The sequence below is a fragment of the Actinokineospora baliensis genome (assembly GCF_016907695.1).
GTDB lineage: Bacteria > Actinomycetota > Actinomycetes > Mycobacteriales > Pseudonocardiaceae > Actinokineospora > Actinokineospora baliensis.
In genome coordinates this window covers 2,405,937-2,427,259 of sequence record NZ_JAFBCK010000001.1, presented here as the reverse complement: position 1 = coordinate 2,427,259, position 21,323 = coordinate 2,405,937, and the positions used below count along the sequence as shown (strand labels likewise).

Below are 21,323 nucleotides of genomic sequence, written 5' to 3'. Positions count from 1 at the left end.
CGGGAATCAGACAAGCCACACCATGCGCTCGCCGTGCATGGCCGCGCGGGCGAGAGCGGCAGAAGTCGGCACCCCGCCATCCCACCTGGTGAGCCCGACGACGCTGAACGCGGGCTGCCCGGGAACCGGGACGAGGTCCTCGCGGTCGGGCAGCACGTGCCGCAGCCCGACGGTGTAGACCTCGTCGCTGACCCACCACAGCGGTCGCGTTCCCGCCAGTGCGGCCACGGCGGCGACGAAGTCCGCGCGGTCGTCCTCGGACAGGTACGGCAGGACGTGGCTGGTGATGACGACCAGCGGGACGGTGGTCGGGATGAGCGCCGCGGCCTTCTCGAGGTCGGCGATCGCGTCGCCCTCGACGAACTGGGGCGGGCTCTTGCGCTGCAGGGCGGCGGCGGTGCTGAACAACCGTTGGCGCTCGGGCTGGTCGGCCCAGATGCAGGCCTCCAGCCACGCGGCGGCGTCCTCGTCGCCCAGGTCCACCGGAGCCCGGTCGAGACCGACCCGCTCGGCGACGGCCAGCTTCTTGGGGATGGACGGCAGAGCCGCCTCCGGGCCCAACTCCAGCGCGCAGTGCAGTCCCAGGGGTGTCTTGGCGGGCCCGACGACGATCTGACCGGACTGCTCGGTCTGGTACCGGTAGCCGTAGCGGTCGAGGTTGAGCAGGAGCCCTGCCGAGCAGCCGACCTCGAGGAGGCCTATAGGCGCACCGGCCTGCTTGGCGGCCAACGACACCGCGGGGTAGAGCAGCGCGGCGCGGCGCACTTCGTTGGTCTGCGTGGTGTGCGCGGCGACCAGTGCGCGGATCTTCTCCGCCCGCTCGACCACGAACTGCCGGAACAGCGGCCAGATCGCCGCGTCCACGCCGTAACTGCCACCCATGGACGGGTAGTAGTTGACCAACTCGTGGAATGGCTCGGCCTGCACCGCCCGGTGGATCGCGGCGAAGAGCAGGGTCGCGGTCTCGAACCCGGGCTGGGCGGCGGTCAGCAGCGCGGCGACGTCGTCGTCCTCGGCGGCCCGCTCGGCCAGGTGCTGGTAGAGCGGGGACACCCCGGCGGCCTCGACCTCGGCGAAGCGCCGCAACCGGTTCTTGGCCTCCTCCAGCGACACGGTCACGGCTGTTCCTTCCCTCCGCCCGGGCTGGTCCCAACCCGGCAGTTAAGCCTTCGGCTCCGGTCGTCCCGGCTGCTCACCTCCGCGCGCTTCACCGTAAGAGCGCTTCGGCACCATCACCTTCCGGCGGAAGGTGCAGACGACTGTCCCGTCCTGCTTGTAGCCCCGTGTCTCGACATGCACAACCCCCCTGTCGTCTTTCGACTTGGAGGGCGTTTTGTCGAGTACCTCGGTCTCACCGTAGATGGTGTCACCGTGGAAGGTCGGCTTCACGTGCCGCAGCGACTCGACCTCGAGGTTGGCGATGGCCTTGCCGGACACGTCCGGCACGGACATGCCCAGCAGCAGCGAGTAGACGTAGTTGCCCACCACGACGTTCTTGCCGAAGTCGGTGGTGTTCTCGGCGTAGTTGGCGTCCGTGTGCAGCGGGTGGTGGTTCATCGTGAGCAGGCAGAACAGGTGGTCGTCGTACTCGGTGACCGTCTTGCCCGGCCAGTGCTTGTAGACCGCGCCGACCTCGAACTCCTCGTAGTACCGCCCGAACTGCACGTCGACCTCCCGCATGTGACCGGCCAGTAGGGGACCTGTGTACGGCCGCGCGGGCCGGGGTGCAACCGGTGTGTGAGGCAGGGCACCGCGTGTGAAACGCGTTCGGTTTCCCCGCCTGGTGCCCGGCCCCGCCGCGATCGGGAGTACGCTGTCCTCCCGGCAGGCCCGCGCGTACCGCGCCAGACCGCCGCCGACCAGAGGAGGTGAGACGCATGGGCGACCCGAACGGTCATGAACCCGAGATCGGTTGCAGTAGTCCCCGCGTCCCCTCCGGAGGTGCCCGCCGCTAGGCGGTGAGCACCGCGTTACCGGCCGGGGCGCTCCGCCACCGGTCAGCCGATCGGCCAACCGGTTCGCCGCGTCCGCGCGCCTGGAGGTCTGATGCCCACCATCCCGTCGTTCGGCGGCCTGAGAGGCCGCGCGAACCGAGTGGCCCCGCCCGCCCCGCCGATCCCGGTGCCGCTGTCGGCCTACGTCGTCGACTGCGGCGTGTACGTCGACGGGGTGCGGCTGCCCGGTCGCTGGACGCACATCGACGCCGTCGCCGAGGTGCGCCGCCGGGGTGAGGGCTTCGTCTGGATCGGCCTGCACGAACCGGACGAACGCCAGATCCAGGGCGTGGCCGAGACCTTCGGGCTGCACGAGCTCGCGGTCGAGGACGCCGTCACCGCGCACCAGCGGCCCAAGCTGGAGCGCTACGACGACAACCTGTTCATGGTGCTCAAAACGGTGCGCTACGTGGAGCACGAGTCGCCGACCACGGCCAACGAGATCGTCGAGACCGGCGAGATCATGGCCTTCCTCGGCGCGGACTACGTGGTGACCGTCCGGCACGGCAAGCACTCCGGTCTGCACGACCTGCGCTCCGGGCTGGAGAAGACCCCGGAGCGGCTGCGCGGCGGCCCCGCAGCGGTGCTGCACGCGATCGCCGACCACGTGGTGGACACCTACCTCGCGGTCACCGACGCGTTCGAGACCGACATCGACCTGATCGAGAAGGCGGTCTTCGCACCGCGCAGCCCGGTCAGCGCCGAGCAGATGTACCTGATGAAGCGGGAGATCCTCGAGCTGCGGCGCGCGGTGATGCCGCTGGCCAACCCGCTGCGGCGGCTGGCGGAGGGCTGCTCGCCGCTGGTGCCCGACACGATCCGCTCGTACTTCCGCGACGTCGACGACCACCTGACGACGGTGTCCGAGCGGGTCACCAGCTTCGACGAGCTGCTCACCACGCTGGTCGACGCCACCCTGGCCAAGATCACGCTGCAGCAGAACACCGACATGCGCAAGATCACCTCGTGGGCGGCGATCATCGCGGTGCCCACCATGGTGGTCGGCGTCTACGGCATGAACTTCGACTACATGCCCGAGACCCAGTGGCGCTTCGGGTACCCCGCGGTGATGGTCGTGATCTTCCTGGCCTGCATCGTGCTCTACCGCATCTTCCGCAAGAACCGGTGGCTCTGAGCCGCCCGTCCCCCAGTCCGTCCCCCCTGACGGGAGGTTTCCCCATGGCCCGGCTGCTCACCAACGTGAAGTTCTGGTTGCTCGCGGTGATCGTCACCTGGATCACGGTGGTAACCGTGATCATCGCGGAAACCCCGACGTCCTAACGGTTCTCGGCTAGTCCACTGTGGACTAGCCGCGGGCGGCGTACGCCAGCGAGCGCAGGGCGGCCAGCAGGTCGTCGCGACCGAGCGGGTTGACGCTGAGCCAGGAACCGTCCACACCGGACACCGAGGCCAGCCGGTACCTGCCGCGCCCGGTGTCCAACCACCGGAGCTCGTCGCCGACCCGGCGCCACTGGTCCTCGGTCTCGTCGCGGACCGCGACCCCGGACTGGCCGTTGCCCAGCACGGGTTGCAGGTGCGCGACCATGCGCCGGGTGACGCGGTCGTCGATGCCGTGCGCGCGCAGCAGGTCGTCGATCTCGGCCTGGCCCATCGGGTTCGGCGCGCCCGGCTGGTCGGGCTCGGGCATCCGCGCGAGCATCACCGCGAACGCCTCTTCCAAGGGGCGCAACGGAACGCTGAACGGCGCGGTGAGCGGGGTGTCGGCGCGCGGGATCATCCGGCTGACGCGGTCGAGCGCCTCGTCGAGGGTGGCCGCCCACATCCGGATGAGCCCGTTGGGGTCGGCCTGGTCCTGGGTGAGCACCAGCGCCTCGTCGCCGGTGACCAGCACGGCGACGGCGAGGGTGCCCGTGCCGCCGTTGACCACCACGTCCAGCACCCCGGTGCAGGCGCGCAGCAGGTAGACGAACTCCTCGGCGACGTCGAGCGGACCGCTGTCGTCGGCCAAGCCGCGCGCGGCGAGCTCCTCGGCGGCGGCCCGGTACAGCGCGCCGCGCTCCTGGTCGGAGGCCGCAGCGGCGGGCACCTCGATCGGGAACGGCGGCTGGACCTCGGCGAACGCGCACAGCAGGTCCACCTCGACCGGGTGCAGCGCGACGCCGGGGACCGGCGCGGTCACGGGGTGGTGAAGCGTTGCGCGGAGTTGTCGTCGCTGTCCTGGTAGGCCGCCGACGAGCGCTCGGCGCTGGCCACGAACTCCTCCATCCGGCGCAGCGCCTCCTCCAACTGCCCCTTGAGCCCGGTCTCCCCGGCCAGCCGCTCGGTGAACTTGTCCGAGAGCTCCTGGCCGACCGGGCTGGTGCCCAGCATCGGCAGGTACGCCGGGGTCGCCAGGTCGGCCACCTCGGCGAAGATCGAGTTCAGGTCCGCGCGGACCTCCTCGACCGCCGCGGCGAACTCGCGCACCTGCTCCGGCTCGACCTGCCAGCCACCGTTGTCGCTCATGTCGCTCCCTCGCTCGGCGGTCAGGCGCCGATGACCGGCGGTGCCGCTGTCAGGTCGGCCGTGGTGAACGGGTCCTCTTCGATCGGCACCCGCCGCTGGTGCGTGCCGTCCTCTTCCTTGTCCTTGGCGCCACCGGGCATGCCGTACCCGCTGCCGGAGCGCCCGTGCGGGTCGCTGCCGAAGCCGGTGCCGCGGCCGAACCTGCTGGCACCCCGGCTGCCGTCGCGACCGCGACCCCCACCAGGACCACCCGCGCCCACGCCGGAGGTGCCGCGACCCGAACCGCCCGAACCGCGAGCGCCGTCCGCACCACGACCACCAGCGCCGAAACCGGAGCCCAGGCCCGCGCGACCGGAACCCGCACCGCCGCCGCGACCGCTCGTGCCGAGACCTCCGGGCAGGAAGCCTCCGTTGCCCAAGCCGATGGAGCCAGGACCGTTGCCGACGTTGTTGCCGATGCCGCCGGGGAGCTGACCGCCGGGGCCCATGCCGGTGAGGCCGCGCCAGTGGTTCTCCCAGCCCTTGTCGAAGCCGGGGGCGAACGACGGGGTGGTGCCCATGCTGGGGCCGCCGCCGAAACCGGGCACCGGGGCGGACGGGTCCGAGGGACCACGGCCGGGGCCGCCGGGCACGGTGACACCCGGGCCGGGCAGGCCTGGGCGCGGCGCCGGGGGCAGCGGGCGCTGCACGCCAGGGTCGACACCGTCAGCGGGCCTGCCGAAGCGCGGGGTGGTGCCGTCGATGCCGAGCACCGCGGTCTCGAAGCGCTGCATCGTCTGGACCGCTTTGCGCTTCATCTTCTTCTTGTTGCTGCCGAAGCCGAACGCGCTGGCGATGCCGCCGATCGCGGCGCCGAAAGCGGCACCGACCGGACCGCCGATCGCGAAGCCCGCCGCCGCGCCGCCACCGGCGGTCGCCAGGAACGGGCTGCTCGGGGAACCGCCGGGCATCGTGCTCTGCGCCGAGCGCAACGCGCCACCGGCGTCCTGGATCGGGTCGGCCATCTGCGCGGCGGTGCCGCCGAGCTGCGAGATCCAGGCGGCGTTGCTCACCACGGTCCGCGAGGCGTCCTGGGAGGCGCCGCCGGACCAGAACTGCATCAGCTTGGCCATCGAGCGGGACAGGTCGCTCGAGGCCTCAGCGACCTTCTGGCCGTAGCGGGACCACTCGGCGGCCAGCATGTCCAACTGGGCCGCGTTGGCGCGGTCACCGACCATGCGCTGCAGGGCCTTGAGGGAGTAACCGTCCCAGTGCACGCCGCCGGTGACGTAGCTGTCGTCGACATCGCGGCGCCGTCTGCGCTCCTGCTCGGCCGCCCGGCGCGCCTGCGCCGCGCGCTCGGCCTGCTCAGCCAACCGGCGCACCACGTCGTCGAGATCGGCGATCATGCCCCTGCCCCTCCCTCAACCGGCCACTCCCGCGCTGCCACCGTAGCCGATCGGACGGACGATCCGGGAATGTCCGCCATGGTCAGTACCACAGTTGGCCTGCGAGGGACCGCACTCCCGCCCGCAGGTCGTCGCGGGTGAGCGGGTTGACGCTCACCCAGCCGTCGGTGTCGGTGCCCAGGCGGAACCGGCCCTTGCCGGTGTCCAGCCACCGCAGCTCGTCGCCGAGGCGCCCCCACACGTCGGCGTACCCGCGGCGCACAGCGGCGCCGACCTGGCCGTTGCCGAGCACCGGGTGGAGGTGCGTAGTCATCCGCCGCGCGGTGGTCTCGTCGATGCCGCTATCGCGCAGCAGCCGGTCCACGTCGTCGGCGTGCAGCTTGCGCGGCTGTCTCGACTCACCGATGGCGGCCTGGATCGCCCTATAGGCCTTGTCCAACGCCCGCTGCGACAGGCTGAACGGAGCTGCCATCCCAGCACCGTGCTCCGGCACAAGGTCAACCAAGCGCTCAATCGCGTCATAGAGCGAGAGCGCCTCCAAGTACACCCGCGCGCCCGGCAAGCCAATGTCCTGACGCACCAGCAGCGCCTCGTCGCGCTGCGCGAGGATCAACGCACCGCGGCTCTGACCGAGCCGGGCGATCATCAGGTCCAGCGTGCCCGCGCTGTTGCGCAGCAGGTGCACGAAGTCACTGGCCACCCCGCGCGGCCCCCGCCCATCGGCCAGCCCCCGCCGCGCCAACTCCGCCCGCGCGGTCGCGAAAGCCGACGCGCGGTCCATGGCGCCACCGACCCGCAACGGGAACGGCGTCGCCACTTCGGCGAACGTGCACAGCAGATCGACCTCCACCGGGTGCAGCGACGCGTCGCCGCCGTCCCGGTAGTCGGTCCCGAGCTCAAGGCCGGTGGACAGTTCCGTCACGTGGTACCGCCTGCGGACTGGTCACGCAGGTTCATGTCCACCCGCGCGTTGTCGTCGGCCTCGACGTAGTTGTCGCGCACCCGCTCGGCGCTGAGGATGAACCCGTCCATCTTCTTGATGGCCTGGTCGAGCAGGGTGCGCAGCCCGTTCGGCCCGTTGAGCCGGTCGTCGAACTTCTTGGCCAACTGGGCGCCGACCGGGCTGGTGCCCAGCTTGGGCTCCTTGCCCTCCATGCCCTTGACCTTCTCCTGCACCCCGTGCAGCCCGGTCCGCGCGGCCTTGACCGCCCGCTCGAAACCGGCGAGCTCGTCGGGGTCGATCCGCCAGTAGCCCTGGGTGGTGCCGTTGGACGGCTGCACCGGCGCGGTGCCGGGAAAGGTCGTGTTGTCCGGCTTGGCCCCGCTGGAGGGGTGCGTCGCGTCCGCGGGGCTGGTCCTGCCCGGCTCGGTCGTCCCGGGGGTGCCGGTGTTGTTGCCACCGGTGTTGGGCGGCCTGGAGTCCGGGAAGTTGCCGCCGCCACCCTGCTGCGGGGGCGGCTTGCTGCCGTAGTCCGGGGTGGGCGCGGAGCCTGCGGGCGGTGGCGTACCTGGCTTGGGGTAGTGCTCGGCCCTGCCGGGCTTGGGGCTCCAGTGCGGACCGCTGGGGACCGGGATCGGCTGCGGTGCCGGGGTGGGGTTCCCGGTCACGGGAGCGGGTAATGGGTAGGGCTGGGCGTCCGGGTCGACGGTCGGGTACCCGGTTCCGGCGAGGTTCGTGGCGTTGTTCGGGTGCGGCGCGTACTGGTGGGTCGCCGGGCCGGGCTGGTACTGGGGATATGCCCCCGGCTGGTAGGCCTCCGGCGCCGCGACGGGCGCGACCGGCACGGAGAACGGCGCCGCCTGGGCGAGCGGCCCCGGGCCGGGGACCGGGTCCGGAGTGGGCGGCAGCGGTGCCGGGTCCGCAGCAGCCGCCGCGGGGGTCGCGTCCGGCTGCGGGGCCGGGGTGGCTACCGGCGGCGTGAGAGCCCCGATGACCGGCACCGAAACGGTGTTGCCGTCAGGGATCTGGCTGCCATCGGGGAACTGGTCGAACTCGCGCATCGTCGTGGTCTCCCTGGCCTCAGAGCCCGATCACCGGCGGGGAAGCCTTCTGGTCCAACAGGAACGGGTCTTCCCCGTCGTACGGGTAGCGCCTGCGGTGCTCGCCGCCCGCCTCTTGACCGCCGCCCGCACCCGCCCCACCCATCGGCATACCGCCCATGCCCGTGGCACCCGCGCCCGCGGCCGCCGCGACCGGCGCCCCCGCGCCGGTGAGCGCGGGCCGCGCGTTGGTGCCGGTGACGGCTTCCGTCGCACCGACAGCACCGCCGGACTGCAACGGCGGCCGGGACGCGTCGGCGCTCAGCGGAGCGGCGCCACCCGAGTAACCGCCGCCGCCCGAGTAGCCGGTCTCGCCGACACCCTGCGCGGCGGTGCTCGGGTCGGCCTTGGTCAGGTCGTCCCAGCGCTTCTCCGGGTCGGTCGGGTACGGGGTCGGCGGCGTGGTGCCCGGCGGCGGGGTCGGCGTCGGGACCGGCTCACCCGGGTTCAGGTGCTCGCCGTCGCGGCGCTCGCTGAACTGCGGGATCTTCTCGTCGATGCTGATCACCGCGCCCTCGAAGCGGCGCATGGCCTCGACGGCGCGGGCCTTGAGGGCGTTGTGCTCCTGCTCGGCGCCGAACGCGCTCTCGGTACCCGCGGCGGTGCCGTTGATCGCGGCCACCAACGGGCCACCCGACTGGTAGCCGCGCAGGGCGCTGTCCGGTGCGAGCGCGGGCTGCACGGCCGGGGCGGTGGGCAGCTCCGGCATCGCCGCCTGCACGGCGGACAAGGCGTTGGCCGCCTCATCGATCGACGGGCCGATCTCGTGCGCGGTGTGGCCGAGGTCGCCGACCCAGCGCGCGTTGAGGTCGACGTCCTCGCGGGCCTGCTCGGCGGCGCTGCCCGCCCAGAACTCCATCAGCTGCGACAGCGCGATGGAGAGCAGCTCCGAGGCCGCGACCACCTGGTCGCCCATGCTGCGCCAGTCGGTGGCCAACTGCTCCAGCTGCGGAGCGCTCGCCTGGTCCTCCACCATCTTGATCAGCTGTTCCAGCGTGTAGTCCTCCCACGGGACCCCACCCGTGACGTACTGGTCGTAGCCGTGCTGTCCACTCACCATCGCTCGCTCCCCTCGGTGGCTGACCGGACCACCGCTCCCCTGCGCCCCGCGGACGATCGCTTTCGACGATCACGCTATCCGGTTGGACGCGCGCCGGACACCGACAGTTCCCTTCCCACCACTCCTCGTTCCCGACACCCGCATCGATACCGAACGAGACCGGGAAGTTGCCCGGTGTGCGCATCTTCGTACCAGCCGAGCACGACAGCCCGACCACAGGTCACGGCCCCCTGCGCGAACGGCAGGTTACCGAGCGTTCACGCGCGGGCGGCGCACGTCACCCGTTCCCCAGCCACAGTCCGGAAACGGACCGCGGACGCCCACCCAGACGCGGTGCCCGCACCCGCCGATTTCACCCGGGCGGCGCAGTGTGCGGGCGGCCGATCAGGGGAGAAGACTGGGGGCCTCCGCAGATCCCGGGAGCCAGCCATGCCGCGTGACACCGGATTCCCCGCCGCCGACGCCGAGTACGACTTCCTGCGGGCGCGCCGCGGCCAGGTGCTGGCCCGGCTCGGCGCGTGGCTGCGCCGAGAACCCGACGACGTGAACATCATGCTGCCCTTCGACGAGGTCGTCGCCGCCCTCGGCCGCACCGGCGAACGGCGACTGGGCAGGCAGGTCGTCCCCCTGGACTCCATCGTCGGCAGCGTCGACCGCGGCCGGGAGTTCGACCGCCGCTTCCGGCCGACGTCCGCCCAGTCGCGGCAGCGGTGGGAACGCCTGGCCCGCGCCGCCCGCCGCGGCGAGCCGACCCCACCGGTCGACCTCTACCGCATCGGCGACCTCCACTTCGTCGTCGACGGCCACCACCGCGTGTCCGTGGCCCACGCCCTCGGCCTGGGGACCATCGACGCGGTCGTCACCCAGATCACCACCCGGGTCCCCGCCACCGGCATCCGCCTGCGCGGCGACCTGATCACCAAGGACTTCCACCGGATCTTCCTCGACCGCGTCCCCCTCGACCCCGCGGCGCGGGCGACGATCAGCCTGACCGACCCGTGGGACTACGCGGAACTGAGCGAAGCGGTCGAAGCCTGGGGTTTCCGCCTGATGCAGGACGAACAGCGCTTCCTCGACCGCCCCACGGTGGCCTCCCGCTGGCACACCGAGGAGTTCACCCCGGTCGTCGAGATGGTCCGCCAAGCGGGCATCGCCACCGACCGCACCAACGCCGAGGTCTACCTCTGGGCCGTGGGCGAGCGCTACCGCCTGATCCGCTCCCACAACTGGGACGACAGCGTGCTCACCACCCTGCGCACCCGCGACTGACGCTATTCGGTGGTGGCCGAGGGTTGGGCGCGTTGGACGACCTGGTCGGCGAAGGTGTCGAGCAGGCGGGTGCCCACCTGCTGGGAGTAGCCGAGCACCAGGGCGAAGGTGAGCAGCGCGGCCTGACTGGTCACGACGTCGGTGAGCAGACCGGCGCGCAGGATCAGGACGCCGATCACGGAGAGGATGGAGCCGAGGAGGACTTTGACGAGGGCCTGGTACGGGGTCAGGGTGTAGGGGACGACGCTGGGTTTGGTGCGCAGGAGCAGGACCACCACGGCGATCGAGGCGCCCAGCATCCCCATGAGCTGCAGCCACCAGACGTCGCCACTGGTGGGGGTGGCGCCGCCGGTGGGGCAGGTGGTGGTGGACCCGCTGGTGAGGCAGAGCGGCAGCATGTGCTCGTGGTAGGCGGTCAACCAGCCGACGGCGAGGTTGATCCCGAGCAGCAGCAAGCCGAACAGGATGATCCGGTTCCGCAGGCTGCGCACCGCCGTCGCCGCGTCGTGCGAGGCCTGGTGCGCCGCGCGCAGGGCGGCGAGGACGACCTCCCGCTGCGCGGACGCCGCCAACCCGTCAAAGACGGCGGGCTCCAGCGCCTTCACCCTGGCGTCCTTGGCGGACAACTTGCGGGCGACGGTCGCGCGGATCGCAGGCATCCGCCCGACCAGGTCCGGACTGGAGGCGACCAGCACCTCGTCGGCCAGGTGCACCGCGCGCCACGCCCGCTCCAAGTTCACCCCGGAGTACCACCGGGGTAAGGAACTCTTCAGCAGCACCGCCCGCGCCGCGATCCCCATGGCCGTGTGCACGGCCCGCGGGACATCGCCGCCCCGGTGGTCGATCTCGGCCTGCAACCGCTGCAGCCGCTCCACCACCGACATCCGCCAAGCCGAAGCCGGGTGCCGCCCCTCAACCGGCACCGACCAGTCCCGCTCAGCACCCTCACCGACCACCTCGGACGCCACGCGCACCGCCCCCTATGCAGGGAAAAGATCACCTCCTATCCACGTCGAACCCCACCAGCCGGACATAACCACCCAGCACGATCCCTGCCCGAACGGGCAACCACCCGGCCCACCCGAGACCGCCCGAACCGCACCAGCGCAGTGGCGGCCCGCGATGGACGGTGGCGCCACCGTCGACGGATTCCCACGCGCGGCAGCGAGTGGGATCGACCACCGTGCCCAGTGGATCGGTGCACGAGGCGGCCGGGTCCGGCGCGGTCACCGACGCGGCGGTGTTGATCGAGAACGTGGGCGCCACGAACTCGGCGACCACACCCAGCACCACGTCGGCGATGAACGACAGCCCAGGCGCCAGGGTGCCCACGATGCAGCTGAGCGCTCCCGCGGAGACGGTGCAGCCGTCAGTGGCAGGCCGCTCCGAGGCCAAGCAGGCCCTGGTCGCCGAGCCGGGCACACACGACACCTTCGAGTCCGACGCCCGCCTGCCCGGGCGGGTGGACGCCGTCTTCGAGACGGTGGGCAAAGCCACCTGGTGGCAGTCGATGCGCGCCCTCAAGCCACACAACGCCGTCGCCGTCGAGCCGCGGGATGTGCCGCACAGCCAGGAGATGGACCGCCCGGGCAACTCAACCCGCAGAGGCGGAAGCCGGTCAGCGGTGCGCCCCACCCTCATCCCGACCACGGCCAGCCACACCACCTCCGATCCGCCGCCCAGCCGATTGGCACCCCACGGCAAACGGCCACACCCCGCGAGCAGAACCCAGCCATCACGCTGGCCAGACCTGGATCGCGCGGACCACGAACGGTGTCGCCGGGACGTAGGTGCCCATCCCCGGGTACGTGGTGAAGTCCGCGGCCGTGGCGCATTCCGCTGACTCGTACACCGTCACCTCCCTCCGCAGCAGGTTCACCAACGACCGCGTCTCCCGGCCCAGCACCAGGCACTCCCCCTCCGCGACGGCCCCCACACCCAGACGGCCGGATTCGCCGCGGAAGGCCAAGCCGGACCACACGCAGAGTTCGCCCCGATCGCACCGAACGGACACCGACGCGCTCGCCGGTGCGGCCAGGCCGAACACCGCGACCAGGCTCAGCACAACAACCCTCAACAGCACCGAAAACTCCTTGATCCCCGTTGGGCGGCTCCCGGTGAGCCGCTCGACGGGGATCAAGGTGACAGAAAGTCCGGGACCGTGCGCGAAGTTGTGCACAGCCCCGATCGGGTTACTTGACGTGGGTGAGGGTTCGGCCGTCGGTGGGGTCGAAGAGGTGGAGCTTGTCGGGGTCGAACCAGACGTCGACGGGGGCGCCTTCGGTGGCGGTGGAGGCGGCCGCGAGGCGGGTGACGATCTGGGGTCCGCTGTCGGTCATCTCGGTCGAGCCGGTCTCGGCGGCCAGGGTGTCGAGTTCGGCCGAGGTCGCCGTTTCGCCCTCCACCGGGAAGTAGGCGAACTTGTCCGAGCCCATGGACTCCAGCACCTCGACGGTCGCGGTGAAGGTGACGCCGCGGCCGCGTTCGGTGTCGTCGAGCAGTTCGGCGTCCTCGAAGTGCTCGGGCCGCAGACCGACGAGCACCTTGCGCGGCGCCTTCGCCGACTCCGCCAGCCGCCGGATCCGGTCCGTCAACGTGACGGCGCCCAGCGGCGTGTTCAGCCTGCCGCCTTCCAGGGTGGCGGGCAGGAAGTTCATCGACGGCGAGCCGATGAAGCCCGCGACGAAGAGGTTGACCGGCTGGTCGTAGAGGTCCTGCGGGGAGCCGATCTGCTGCACCAATCCGCCACGCATCACCACAACGCGGTCGCCGAGGGTCATCGCCTCGGTCTGGTCGTGGGTGACGTAGACCGTGGTGGTGCCCAGCCGCCGCTGCAGCTTGGCGACCGAGGTGCGCATCTGCACCCGCAGCTTGGCGTCCAAATTGGACAGCGGCTCGTCCATCAGGAACGCCTTGGGGTCGCGCACGATCGCCCGCCCCATCGCCACCCGCTGCCGCTGCCCGCCGGACAGGTTGCCCGGTTTGCGGTCCAGGTGCTGCCCGAGGTCGAGGATGCGCGCGGCCTCCTCGACCTTGCTGTTGATCGTCTCCTTGTCCACGTGGGCCAGTCGCAGCGGGAACGCCATGTTCTCCCGCACGCTCATGTGCGGGTACAGCGCGTAGGACTGGAACACCATGGCGATGTCGCGGTCCTTGGGGGCCCGCTCGTTGACCCGCTGCCCGTCGATGCGCAGCTCGCCGTCGGTGATGTCCTCGAGACCGGCGATCATGTTCAGCGTGGTGGACTTCCCGCAGCCGGAGGGCCCGACCAGGATGATGAACTCGCCGTCGGCGATCGTGATGTCCACATCGGACACGGCGAGCGCGCCGTCGGGGTACCGCTTGGTGACCTTGTCCAGAACGATCTCAGCCATGACCTAGCCCTTCACCGCGCCCGAGGTCAGCCCCGCGACGATGCGGCGCTGGAAGAACAACACGAACAGGATGATCGGCACCGTGATGACCACCGCGGCGGCGGAGACGGTGCCGGTCGGGTCCTCGAACTGCGAGGACCCCTGGAAGAACGACAGCGCCGCTGGCACGGTCCGCGACGAGGTCGTCGAGGTCAGCGAGATGGCGAACAGGAAGTCGTTCCAGCAGAAGATGAACACCAGGATGGCCGTGGTGAACACCCCTGGCGCGGCGAGCGGCGCGATCACCCTGCGGAACGCCTGCGCCGGGGTCGCCCCGTCCATCTTCGCCGCTTTCTCCAGCTCCCAGGGGATCTCCCGGAAGAAGGCCGACAGCGTGTAGATCGCCAGCGGCAGCGCGAAGGTGATGTAGGGCAGGATCAGCCCCGGCCAGGTGTCGAAGAGCCCGAGCGAGCGCTCCATCTCGAACAGCGGCGTCACCAACGACACCTGCGGGAACATCGCGATCAGCAGCGACACCCCGACCAGCGCCCGCTTGCCGGGGAAGTCCAGCCTGGCGATGGCGTAGGCGGCCATGGTGCCGAGCACGACGGCGATGAGGGTCGCGATCAGCGCGATCCCCACGGAGTTCAGCAACGCCCGCAGGAACTGGTTGGTGGTGAAGATGTCGGCGTAGTTCTGCCAGGTCCACTCGCGCGGGATGAAGTTCTTGTCCGCCAGGGTTTCCTTGGTCTTGAACGACAGCGACACGATCCACAGCACCGGGACCAGGGCGTAGACCAGCACGACGACGTCGATCAGGGCCCACCGGACCTTGGCACCGCTCTCGGTGGTGGCCATCAGCGCTTCCCCCCGTCGTTGCCGGGCGCGGCGGCGCCGAAGACCTTCACGAACAGGAACGCGATGGCGGCCACGGCGATGAAGATGAGCACCGACATCGTCGACCCGATGCCCAGGTTCAAGCCGCGGATCAGGTTGTTGTAGGTCTGCATGGACACCGAGCCGGTCTGTTGCGCGCCGCTGGTGAGCACGAAGATGTTGTCGAAGATGCGGAACGCGTCCAGGGTGCGGAACAGCAGCGCCACCAGGATCGCGGGCTTCATCACCGGCAGCATCACCTTGGTGAACCGCTGCCACGGCCCGGCGCCGTCCATCGACGCCGCCTTGAGCAGGTCTTCCGGCACCAGCGCCAGACCGGCCATCAGCAGCAACGCCATGAACGGCACGGTCTTCCAGACCTCGGCGAGGATGATGATCCCCAGCGCCGAGGCCCGCTGGGTCAGCGGCGCGGCGTCGGGGGCGAACAGCTGGGCCAGGTAACCGGTGTTGTCGTCCCAGGCGTAGCGCCAGGAGAACGCGGCCACCACGGTCACGATGCCGTACGGGATGAGCGCGACCGTCCTGATGAGACCGCGGGCGACCAGCGTCCGGTGCATCACCAGCGCCAACGCCATGCCCAGCACCAATTCGATGGCCACCGAGATGACCGTGATCAGCGTGGTGACCCCGAACGCGCTCCACCAGTAGGAGTTGGTCAGCACGGTGACGTAGTTCTCGATCCCGACGAACTCGCGCTCGGCGGGGAACCGCAGGTCGTAGCGCTGCAGCGACAGCCACACCGAGTAGATGATCGGGTAGGCGGTCACCGCGACCATGACCAGCGCGGCAGGCGCGCATAGCCACAACCCGAGCCTGCGCTCGGCCTTCTTGCCGTCGGTCACGGTCTTCACGGCAGAACCCCCTTCGAGTCGAGAGCGTCCTGCAGTTCCGTGCGCAACCTCGCCGCGGTGGCCTTGGGGTCAATGGCCCCCGGTGGGGACAGGATGGTGGAGATCAGCGTGGAGACGTTCTGGTACGCCGGGGTGATCGGGCGCACGGCCGGGTTCTTGAGCTCGTCGAGGATCGCGTCGCGCATCGGGTACGGCTGTGCCATCTCCGGGTCGTCGTAGACCGACTCGATGGTCGGCGGCACACCGGAGTTGATCGCCGAGTACTTCTGGTTCTCCGCGCTGCGCAAGCACTTCGCCGCCTCGAATGCCTCCGGCTTGTGCTGGGAGTACGAGCTGATCGCGAGGTTGAACCCGCCGAGGGTCGCGGTCCCGGTCTTGCTCGGGTCGATCGCCGGGTAGGGCGCCCACTTGAACACCTTGGCCAGGTCCGGGTTGGACTTGGCCATCGAGGCGTAGACGAACGGCCAGTTCAACTGGAACGCCGCGCTCTTGCCCGACTCGAACTCCTGCCGGATGTTGTCCTCTTTGGCGTTGGACAGCGACGGGCTGGCCGCGGGCGAGTTCGCCAAGTCCCGCAACGCTTCCAGCGCCTTGACCGCGCCGTCGTCGACCACCGCGCGGGTGCTGTCGTCGGAGAGGATCTTGCCGCCCGCACCGGCGGTGAGCGTGGCGAACTGCACCACGAGGCCCTCGTACTGGGCGCCGGTCATCAGGATGCCGCCCGGCTTGCCCTCCGCCTTGAGCCGCTGCGCCTGCTCCAGCATCTCGCCCCACGACTTCGGCGGGGTCGGCACAAGATCGCTGCGGTACCACAGGAGTTGCACGTTGGTGTTCTTCGGCGCGGCGTAGAGCTTGTCCTCCCACTTCGCGGTCGCCAGCGGCCCGGCGAGGGTGCCGTCCTCGACGTCGGCCTTGTCCTGGCCGGTCCACTCGCTGATCCAGCCCGCCTCGGCGAACTCGGCGACCCAGGTGACGTCCAGGCCCAGCACGTCCATGTCGGTGTCGCCAGCCGCCAACCGGCGCACCATCTGCTCGCGCTGGTCGTCGGCGCCGCGCGGCAACACGTTGAGGGCGATGGTGTACCGCCCGGCCGCCGCCGCGTTGCAGTTGGCGACGACCTTGTCGAAGTTCTCCTCAGTGGAGTAGTAGACGTTGACGGTGATCCCGCCACTGTCCGAACCACATGCCGCCACCAACGGGCTAGCGATCACAGCGGCGCACAGCGCCGCTCGCAGGCGTCGTCCTCGGCGGCCGGGTATCCGATGAGCACGCCCCATCGTCCGACCTCCTTCCGACGGGACACGCCGAGGAGACCGACCGACACGAGCTAGCACCTCGACGTGCGCCGTCACGCGGGTAGCTCGGTACCCGCGACCGGGTCACCTGAAACTAAATCCGGTGATCACGGCCCGCAATTCGACGCGCGAACGGCCTAGCCAATGCCGCCGTTCGGCCGCATCGACAGCTTCGCCAGCAGGTCACGGCCCCGCTCGGCGTTGCGCGGCTGGGCGAGCACGTCGTAGCGCCCGGCGACCAACTGCGTCGCCGAGGCGATCTCCCGGCCGCGGCCGCGGGTGCTGGCGTACCCGGCCGCGGCGAAGACCACACCGAACACCACACCGATGCCCAGGCCGACCAGGATCGGGCCGAAGGAGGCCTGCTGCTGGTTGAACAGGCCGAGCAGCAGCCCCACGAACAGGCCGAACCAGGCGCCGGAGAGCGCGCCGGTGCCCAGCACCTTCGGCCAGCTCAGCCGCCCGATCACGCGCTCGACGAGCATGAGGTCGACCCCGACGATGGTCACCTCCTCGACGGGGAACTCGCTCGTCGCCAGGTGCTCCACCGCGCGGTGGGCTTCCTGGTAGGTGTCGTAGGACCCGATCGGCCAGCCGCTGGGCGGGGTCGGGACCTTGGGCAGACCCTGGTTCGCTCGTCCAGGGCCGGAGAACGCACCGGTCATGGCCCCCATCCTGCCAACCAGTTCCCTGCCGTGCTAATCCGACTCGTCCGGTTCAGGCGGGAACCGGGCACCGGGAGCCGGGAACGATGCCGGGCGGGGAAGAGGGGGCGGGTGGTGGGAGAGATCAAGCACCGTACTCGCGCAGCAGGCCGCGCGAGATGATCGTCTTCTGGATCTCGCTGGTGCCCTCGCCGATCAGCAGGAACGGCGCCTCGCGCATCAGCCGCTCGATCTCGTACTCCTTGGAGTAGCCGTAGCCGCCGTGGATGCGGAACGACTCCTGGGTCACCTCGGCGCAGTACTCGCTGGCCAGCAGCTTGGCCATGCCCGCCTCGACGTCGTTGCGCTGCCCGGAGTCCTTGAGCCGCGCGGCGTTGACCATCATCAGGTGCGCCGCCTCGACCTTGGTGGCCATCTCGGCGAGCTTGAAGGCGATCGCCTGGTGCTCGACGATGGCCTTGCCGAAGGTGCGCCGCTGCTGGGCGTAGTCGACGGCGAGCTCGAACGCCCGGATCGCGATGCCGCAGGCGCGGGCGGCGACGTTGACCCTGCCGACCTCGACGCCGTCCATCATGTGCGCGAAGCCCTTGCCCGGCGCGCCGCCGAGGACCTGGTCGGCGCCGATCCGGTAGCCGTCGAAGACCGCCTCGGTGGTGTCGACGCCCTTGTAGCCCATCTTCTCGATCTTGCCGGGGATGGTCAGGCCGGGCGCGACCTCGCCGAAACCCTCCGGCTTGTCGACCAGGAACGCGGTGAGGTTCTGGTGCGGCTTCTCGGCACCCTCGTCGGTGCGGGCCAGCAGTGCGATGAGGTTGGAGCTGCCGCCGTTGGTGAGCCACATCTTGGCGCCGTCGACGGTGTAGGTGTCGCCGTCGCGCCTGGCCCTGGTCTTGATCGCGGCGACGTCGGAACCGAGGTCGGGCTCGGACATGGAGAAGGCGCCGCGAACCTCGCCGGTGGCCATCCTGGGCAGGTAGTGCCGCTTCTGCGCCTCGGTGCCGTGCTGCTTGACCATGTGCGCCACGATGAAGTGGGTGTTGATCACGCCGGACACGCTCATCCAGCCGCGGGCGATCTGCTCGACGACCAGGGCGTAGGTCAGCAGCGACTCGCCGATGCCGCCGTACTCCTCCGGGATGGTCAGGCCGAACAGGCCCATCTCGCGCATGCCCGCGACGATGTCGGCGGGGTAGGCGTCGGCGTGCTCGAGGGCCTGCGCGTGCGGGATGATCTCCTTGTCCACGAAGTCCTTGACCGTGGCCAGGATCTCCCGCTGGATGTCGGTCAGTCCGGCGGTCTGCGCGAGGCGGGCCATGCGAGCTCCCTTGGGCCGAGGTTGTTACCGGTCAGTATGTCGCGGTTAACGCCCGTTCGCGCCGTCGAGTGCGCCACACCACGCGCGACGACCCGGGCACCTTGTCCGGTACCCGGGCCGTCGAGTGGTCTTGTGGGGTTCAGCCAGCGCGCAGTTCCAGGGTGGTCCCGCAGTCCTTGCAGTCCTCGGCGAGCACGTAGACGTCGGCCCCGCAGTCGGTGCAGGAGCGGAAGCTGCGGTCGAACAGGTCATCCCGCTGCCTGCCGCGTCCGCCGAAGAAGCTCAGCACGCCACGCGACTCTTGAGGAAGGCTGTGTCTACCCATGCCGTCTAGGGCACCCCAGGCCGATGGTCACGAGCAAGTCTCCGCCGTGATCTGTGCGTTATGTCACGGCAACCTGGGCAGGTTCGTAACGCCCGCGACCTGCGGCATGTTCAGAGCGTGAACATCACGCCCCGGTCACCTCACTGCCTTTACCGTCGAACTCACCCATCATCTCGACGAGGAGTACCCGGAAGTAATCGTCCCCGGTGACCCCATCGACCCTCACGACGTACCCACCCTCAGGCCGCCGAAACACCAACCGCCGCCGAACCCGCCGCAACACCCGCGGCTTGTACTCCCGCGCCACCGCCCAAGCCATCTCCTCGGCCGCGGTCCGCTCACCCGCCCTGTGCGCCTCGCTGATGTCCCCGGGCTCCCCCACCCGCTCGACCAACACCCACCACTCCCCGCTCCCGGCGGGCACCTCGCTCATACCCGCACTCTGTCAGGCCTGGCGGCACCGCCTGACCGAGTTCACCGAACCTTCAACGGGCTGACGGTCAGTCCCGGCCCGCGATCGCCGCGGCCACCGAGAGAACCCGTTCGGCGTTGGCGACGTGGAGGTTTTCGATCATCTTGCCGTCGACGGTGGCTACGCCCTTGCCTGCGGCTTTGGCCTCCTCGAAGGCGGCGATCACCTTCTCGGCGTGGGCGATCTCGGCTTCGGAGGGGGCGAAGATCCGATTGCACGGTTCGAGTTGGCCCGGGTGGATCAGGGTCTTGCCGTCGAAGCCGTACTGGCGGCCTTGGGTGCACTCCTCAGCGAAGCCGTCCAGGTCCTTCACGTCGTTGTAGACGCCGTCGAGGATGGCTTTGCCTGCGGCTCGGGCGCCGAGCAGGGCCAGCGACAGGGAAGTCAGCAGTGGGCCGCGGCCGGGGACGTGTTCGGCGTGCAGTTCCTTGGCCAGGTCGTTGGTGCCCAGGACGAGGACGGCGACGCGGGGGGAGGCGGAGGCGATCTCGTAGGCGTGCAGCATGGCCAGGGGGGATTCGACCATCGCCCAGATCGGGAGGTCGCTGGGGACGGCGTCGAGGATGCGGTGGACGTCGGCGGCGGAGTTGACCTTGGGGACGACGATGGCGTCCGGGGCGGCGGCGACCGCGGCGCGCACGTCGTCGGCGAACCACTCGGTGTCGAGGCCGTTGACGCGGATCGTCACCTCCCGCTTGCCGTAGGACCCGGCGGCCGCGCACACGAGATCGCGGGCCGCGGCCTTGGCGTCCGGGGACACCGAGTCCTCCAGGTCGAGGATCAGCGCGTCCGCGTCGAGCCCGCGGGCCTTCTCCAGGGCGCGCTCGTTGGCGCCGGGCATGTACAGGGCGGAGCGGCGGGGGTTAGCCACGGGGGTTCTCCTCGGCGGCGTAGGCGCGGGCGAGTTCGGGGTCGCGGGCGGCGAGGGCGTCGGCGAGTTCGACCATCACCCGGCACTGCTTGACGGTGGCGTCGTCCTGCATCTTGCCGTCGAGCATGACCGCGCCGGTGCCGTCCCCCATGGCGGCGATGACGCGGCGGGCCCACGCGACCTCGGCCGGGTCCGGGGAGAACACGCGGCGGGCGATCTCGATCTGGCGGGGGTGCAGGCTCCACGCGCCCACGCAGCCGAGCAGGAACGCGTTGCGGAACTGGTCCTCGCAGGCGACGACGTCGGCGATGTCACCGAAGGGGCCGTAGTACGGCAGGATCCCGGCCGCGGCGCAGGCGTCGACCATCCGCGCGACGGTGTAGTGCCACAGGTCCTGCTGATAGGTGGTGCGGCCCGCGGTCAGGTCCTCGCCGACGGGGTCGGTGCGCACGAGGTATCCGGGGTGACCGCCGCCGACGCGGGTGGTCTTCATCCGGCGGCTCGCGGCGAGGTCGGCGGGGCCGAGCGAGATGCCCTGCATGCGCGGGCTGGCGGTCGCGATGTCCTCGACGTTGGCCACGCCAGCGGCGGTCTCCAGCAGCGCGTGCACCAGGATCGGCCTGGTCAGCCCGGCCCTGGCCTCCAACTGCGCCAGCAACCGGTCGACGTAGTGGATGTCGGCGGCGCTCTCCACCTTGGGCACCATGATCACGTCGAGCTTGTCGCCGATCTCGGTGACCAGGGTGATCAGGTCGTCGAGCACCCACGGCGAGTCGAGGCTGTTGACCCTGGTCCACAGCTGGGTGTCGGCGAAGTCGGTGGCCCGCGCGACGCGCACCAGCCCCTCGCGCGCGGCGACCTTGTGGTCGGCGCGGATGGCGTCCTCGAGGTTGCCGAGCACGACATCGGCCTTGGCCACCAGGTCGGGCACCTTGGCGGCCATCTTCTCGTTGCCCGGGTCGAAGAAGTGGATCATGCGCGAGGGCCGGAACGGGATCTCCCGCACCGGCTCGGGAGCGCCGACGGCGAGCGGGCGGAAGAAGTCCTTGGGGGAGCGCATGC

At 70.5% G+C, this 21,323-nt stretch carries 23 protein-coding genes; 2 read left to right on the top strand and 21 right to left on the bottom strand.

The genetic code is table 11. The features are described 5' to 3' along the window. Nucleotides 1-6 precede the first annotated feature (6 nt). The gene (locus tag JOD54_RS11695) at nucleotides 7-1,119 is read right to left on the bottom strand and encodes a DUF2332 domain-containing protein (RefSeq protein WP_204450566.1); all 1,113 of its coding nucleotides are present in this window, start codon (nucleotides 1,117-1,119) and stop codon (nucleotides 7-9) included. Between the two features lie 42 nt (nucleotides 1,120-1,161). Then, nucleotides 1,162-1,665 (bottom strand): MaoC family dehydratase, encoded by a 504-nt coding sequence (locus JOD54_RS11690; protein ID WP_204456215.1) that lies wholly within the window; start codon nucleotides 1,663-1,665, stop codon nucleotides 1,162-1,164. A 381-nt stretch (nucleotides 1,666-2,046) separates the two neighbouring features. Here JOD54_RS11690 and JOD54_RS11685 point away from each other — a divergent pair, with 381 nt between their 5' ends. Then, nucleotides 2,047-3,129 (top strand): magnesium and cobalt transport protein CorA, encoded by a 1,083-nt coding sequence (locus tag JOD54_RS11685; protein ID WP_204450565.1) that lies wholly within the window; start codon nucleotides 2,047-2,049, stop codon nucleotides 3,127-3,129. Nucleotides 3,130-3,300: 171 nt separating this feature from the next. Here JOD54_RS11685 and JOD54_RS11680 read toward each other — a convergent pair whose 3' ends face one another. The 6 genes from JOD54_RS11680 to JOD54_RS11655 form a co-directional block, all read right to left on the bottom strand. Then, on the bottom strand, nucleotides 3,301-4,134 hold the full coding sequence (locus JOD54_RS11680; RefSeq protein WP_204450564.1) for an ESX secretion-associated protein EspG: 834 nt from the start codon (nucleotides 4,132-4,134) through the stop codon (nucleotides 3,301-3,303). Beyond that, on the bottom strand, nucleotides 4,131-4,460 hold the full coding sequence (locus tag JOD54_RS11675) for a hypothetical protein (protein ID WP_204450563.1): 330 nt from the start codon (nucleotides 4,458-4,460) through the stop codon (nucleotides 4,131-4,133). The genes JOD54_RS11680 and JOD54_RS11675 overlap by 4 nt, the downstream gene beginning before the upstream one ends. A gap of 20 nt (nucleotides 4,461-4,480) precedes the next feature. After that, the gene (locus JOD54_RS11670) at nucleotides 4,481-5,848 is read right to left on the bottom strand and encodes a hypothetical protein (protein WP_204450562.1); all 1,368 of its coding nucleotides are present in this window, start codon (nucleotides 5,846-5,848) and stop codon (nucleotides 4,481-4,483) included. 82 nt (nucleotides 5,849-5,930) lie between these two features. Next, the gene (locus JOD54_RS11665; RefSeq protein ID WP_204450561.1) at nucleotides 5,931-6,770 is read right to left on the bottom strand and encodes an ESX secretion-associated protein EspG; all 840 of its coding nucleotides are present in this window, start codon (nucleotides 6,768-6,770) and stop codon (nucleotides 5,931-5,933) included. Then, complete coding sequence (locus JOD54_RS11660) at nucleotides 6,767-7,849, bottom strand: hypothetical protein (protein ID WP_204450560.1); 1,083 nt, start codon at nucleotides 7,847-7,849, stop codon at nucleotides 6,767-6,769. Before JOD54_RS11660 ends, JOD54_RS11665 begins: the two co-directional genes overlap by 4 nt. A gap of 19 nt (nucleotides 7,850-7,868) precedes the next feature. Continuing rightward, nucleotides 7,869-8,948 carry a hypothetical protein gene (locus JOD54_RS11655; protein WP_204450559.1) on the bottom strand — a complete coding sequence of 360 codons (1,080 nt, stop codon included), beginning with the start codon at nucleotides 8,946-8,948 and terminating at the stop codon, nucleotides 7,869-7,871. 429 nt (nucleotides 8,949-9,377) lie between these two features. Between JOD54_RS11655 and JOD54_RS11650 the strand changes: the two genes are divergently transcribed. Continuing rightward, entirely contained in the window at nucleotides 9,378-10,217 is an 840-nt protein-coding gene (locus JOD54_RS11650; protein ID WP_204450558.1) for a ParB N-terminal domain-containing protein, read from the top strand. 2 nt (nucleotides 10,218-10,219) lie between these two features. Here the strand turns inward: JOD54_RS11650 and JOD54_RS11645 are convergent, their stop codons facing one another. From JOD54_RS11645 to JOD54_RS11585, 13 genes are all read right to left on the bottom strand, one after another. Continuing rightward, complete coding sequence (locus JOD54_RS11645; RefSeq protein WP_204450557.1) at nucleotides 10,220-11,185, bottom strand: hypothetical protein; 966 nt, start codon at nucleotides 11,183-11,185, stop codon at nucleotides 10,220-10,222. Nucleotides 11,186-11,213: 28 nt separating this feature from the next. Next, nucleotides 11,214-11,714, bottom strand: a complete 501-nt coding sequence (locus tag JOD54_RS35995) for a hypothetical protein (protein WP_204450556.1) — start codon at nucleotides 11,712-11,714, stop codon at nucleotides 11,214-11,216. 238 nt (nucleotides 11,715-11,952) lie between these two features. Further along, nucleotides 11,953-12,300 (bottom strand): peptidase inhibitor family I36 protein, encoded by a 348-nt coding sequence (locus JOD54_RS11635; RefSeq protein ID WP_307859946.1) that lies wholly within the window; start codon nucleotides 12,298-12,300, stop codon nucleotides 11,953-11,955. Between the two features lie 109 nt (nucleotides 12,301-12,409). Further along, nucleotides 12,410-13,591, bottom strand: a complete 1,182-nt coding sequence (locus JOD54_RS11630; RefSeq protein WP_204450555.1) for an ABC transporter ATP-binding protein — start codon at nucleotides 13,589-13,591, stop codon at nucleotides 12,410-12,412. A gap of 3 nt (nucleotides 13,592-13,594) precedes the next feature. After that, on the bottom strand, nucleotides 13,595-14,428 hold the full coding sequence (locus tag JOD54_RS11625; protein ID WP_204450554.1) for a carbohydrate ABC transporter permease: 834 nt from the start codon (nucleotides 14,426-14,428) through the stop codon (nucleotides 13,595-13,597). Further along, nucleotides 14,428-15,318 carry a carbohydrate ABC transporter permease gene (locus tag JOD54_RS11620; RefSeq protein ID WP_204450553.1) on the bottom strand — a complete coding sequence of 297 codons (891 nt, stop codon included), beginning with the start codon at nucleotides 15,316-15,318 and terminating at the stop codon, nucleotides 14,428-14,430. Before JOD54_RS11620 ends, JOD54_RS11625 begins: the two co-directional genes overlap by 1 nt. Beyond that, nucleotides 15,315-16,529, bottom strand: coding sequence for an ABC transporter substrate-binding protein (locus JOD54_RS11615; RefSeq protein WP_307859944.1), 1,215 nt, complete (start codon nucleotides 16,527-16,529; stop codon nucleotides 15,315-15,317). The genes JOD54_RS11620 and JOD54_RS11615 overlap by 4 nt, the downstream gene beginning before the upstream one ends. A 221-nt stretch (nucleotides 16,530-16,750) precedes the next feature. Beyond that, nucleotides 16,751-17,278 carry a YflT domain-containing protein gene (locus JOD54_RS11610; RefSeq protein WP_204450551.1) on the bottom strand — a complete coding sequence of 176 codons (528 nt, stop codon included), beginning with the start codon at nucleotides 17,276-17,278 and terminating at the stop codon, nucleotides 16,751-16,753. Between the two features lie 124 nt (nucleotides 17,279-17,402). Continuing rightward, nucleotides 17,403-18,593 carry an acyl-CoA dehydrogenase family protein gene (locus JOD54_RS11605; protein WP_204450550.1) on the bottom strand — a complete coding sequence of 397 codons (1,191 nt, stop codon included), beginning with the start codon at nucleotides 18,591-18,593 and terminating at the stop codon, nucleotides 17,403-17,405. A gap of 139 nt (nucleotides 18,594-18,732) precedes the next feature. Then, nucleotides 18,733-18,918 carry a hypothetical protein gene (locus tag JOD54_RS11600; RefSeq protein WP_204450549.1) on the bottom strand — a complete coding sequence of 62 codons (186 nt, stop codon included), beginning with the start codon at nucleotides 18,916-18,918 and terminating at the stop codon, nucleotides 18,733-18,735. 124 nt (nucleotides 18,919-19,042) lie between these two features. After that, a complete protein-coding gene (locus JOD54_RS11595) occupies nucleotides 19,043-19,351 on the bottom strand; it encodes a hypothetical protein (protein WP_204450548.1) in 309 nt (102 codons plus the stop codon). 67 nt (nucleotides 19,352-19,418) lie between these two features. After that, entirely contained in the window at nucleotides 19,419-20,261 is an 843-nt protein-coding gene (locus tag JOD54_RS11590; RefSeq protein WP_307859943.1) for an HpcH/HpaI aldolase/citrate lyase family protein, read from the bottom strand. Then, complete coding sequence (locus JOD54_RS11585; protein WP_204450547.1) at nucleotides 20,254-21,321, bottom strand: HpcH/HpaI aldolase/citrate lyase family protein; 1,068 nt, start codon at nucleotides 21,319-21,321, stop codon at nucleotides 20,254-20,256. The genes JOD54_RS11590 and JOD54_RS11585 overlap by 8 nt, the downstream gene beginning before the upstream one ends. Between the last annotated feature and the right edge of the window lie 2 nt (nucleotides 21,322-21,323).

Excerpts from the sequence above, each read along its gene's own strand:
- JOD54_RS11600 (WP_204450549.1), bottom strand. The coding sequence starts at position 18,918 with ATGGGTAGACACAGCCTTCCTCAAGAGTCGCGTGGCGTGCTGAGCTTC.
- JOD54_RS11595 (WP_204450548.1), bottom strand. The coding sequence starts at position 19,351 with ATGAGCGAGGTGCCCGCCGGGAGCGGGGAGTGGTGGGTGTTGGTCGAG.
- JOD54_RS11585 (WP_204450547.1), bottom strand. The coding sequence starts at position 21,321 with ATGCGCTCCCCCAAGGACTTCTTCCGCCCGCTCGCCGTCGGCGCTCCC.
- JOD54_RS11625 (WP_204450554.1), bottom strand. The coding sequence starts at position 14,428 with ATGGCCACCACCGAGAGCGGTGCCAAGGTCCGGTGGGCCCTGATCGAC.
- JOD54_RS11605 (WP_204450550.1), bottom strand. The coding sequence starts at position 18,593 with ATGGCCCGCCTCGCGCAGACCGCCGGACTGACCGACATCCAGCGGGAG.
- JOD54_RS11610 (WP_204450551.1), bottom strand. The coding sequence starts at position 17,278 with ATGACCGGTGCGTTCTCCGGCCCTGGACGAGCGAACCAGGGTCTGCCC.
- JOD54_RS11630 (WP_204450555.1), bottom strand. The coding sequence starts at position 13,591 with ATGGCTGAGATCGTTCTGGACAAGGTCACCAAGCGGTACCCCGACGGC.
- JOD54_RS11685 (WP_204450565.1), top strand. The coding sequence starts at position 2,047 with ATGCCCACCATCCCGTCGTTCGGCGGCCTGAGAGGCCGCGCGAACCGA.
- JOD54_RS11650 (WP_204450558.1), top strand. The coding sequence starts at position 9,378 with ATGCCGCGTGACACCGGATTCCCCGCCGCCGACGCCGAGTACGACTTC.
- JOD54_RS11655 (WP_204450559.1), bottom strand. The coding sequence starts at position 8,948 with ATGGTGAGTGGACAGCACGGCTACGACCAGTACGTCACGGGTGGGGTC.
- JOD54_RS11660 (WP_204450560.1), bottom strand. The coding sequence starts at position 7,849 with ATGCGCGAGTTCGACCAGTTCCCCGATGGCAGCCAGATCCCTGACGGC.
- JOD54_RS11675 (WP_204450563.1), bottom strand. The coding sequence starts at position 4,460 with ATGAGCGACAACGGTGGCTGGCAGGTCGAGCCGGAGCAGGTGCGCGAG.
- JOD54_RS11670 (WP_204450562.1), bottom strand. The coding sequence starts at position 5,848 with ATGATCGCCGATCTCGACGACGTGGTGCGCCGGTTGGCTGAGCAGGCC.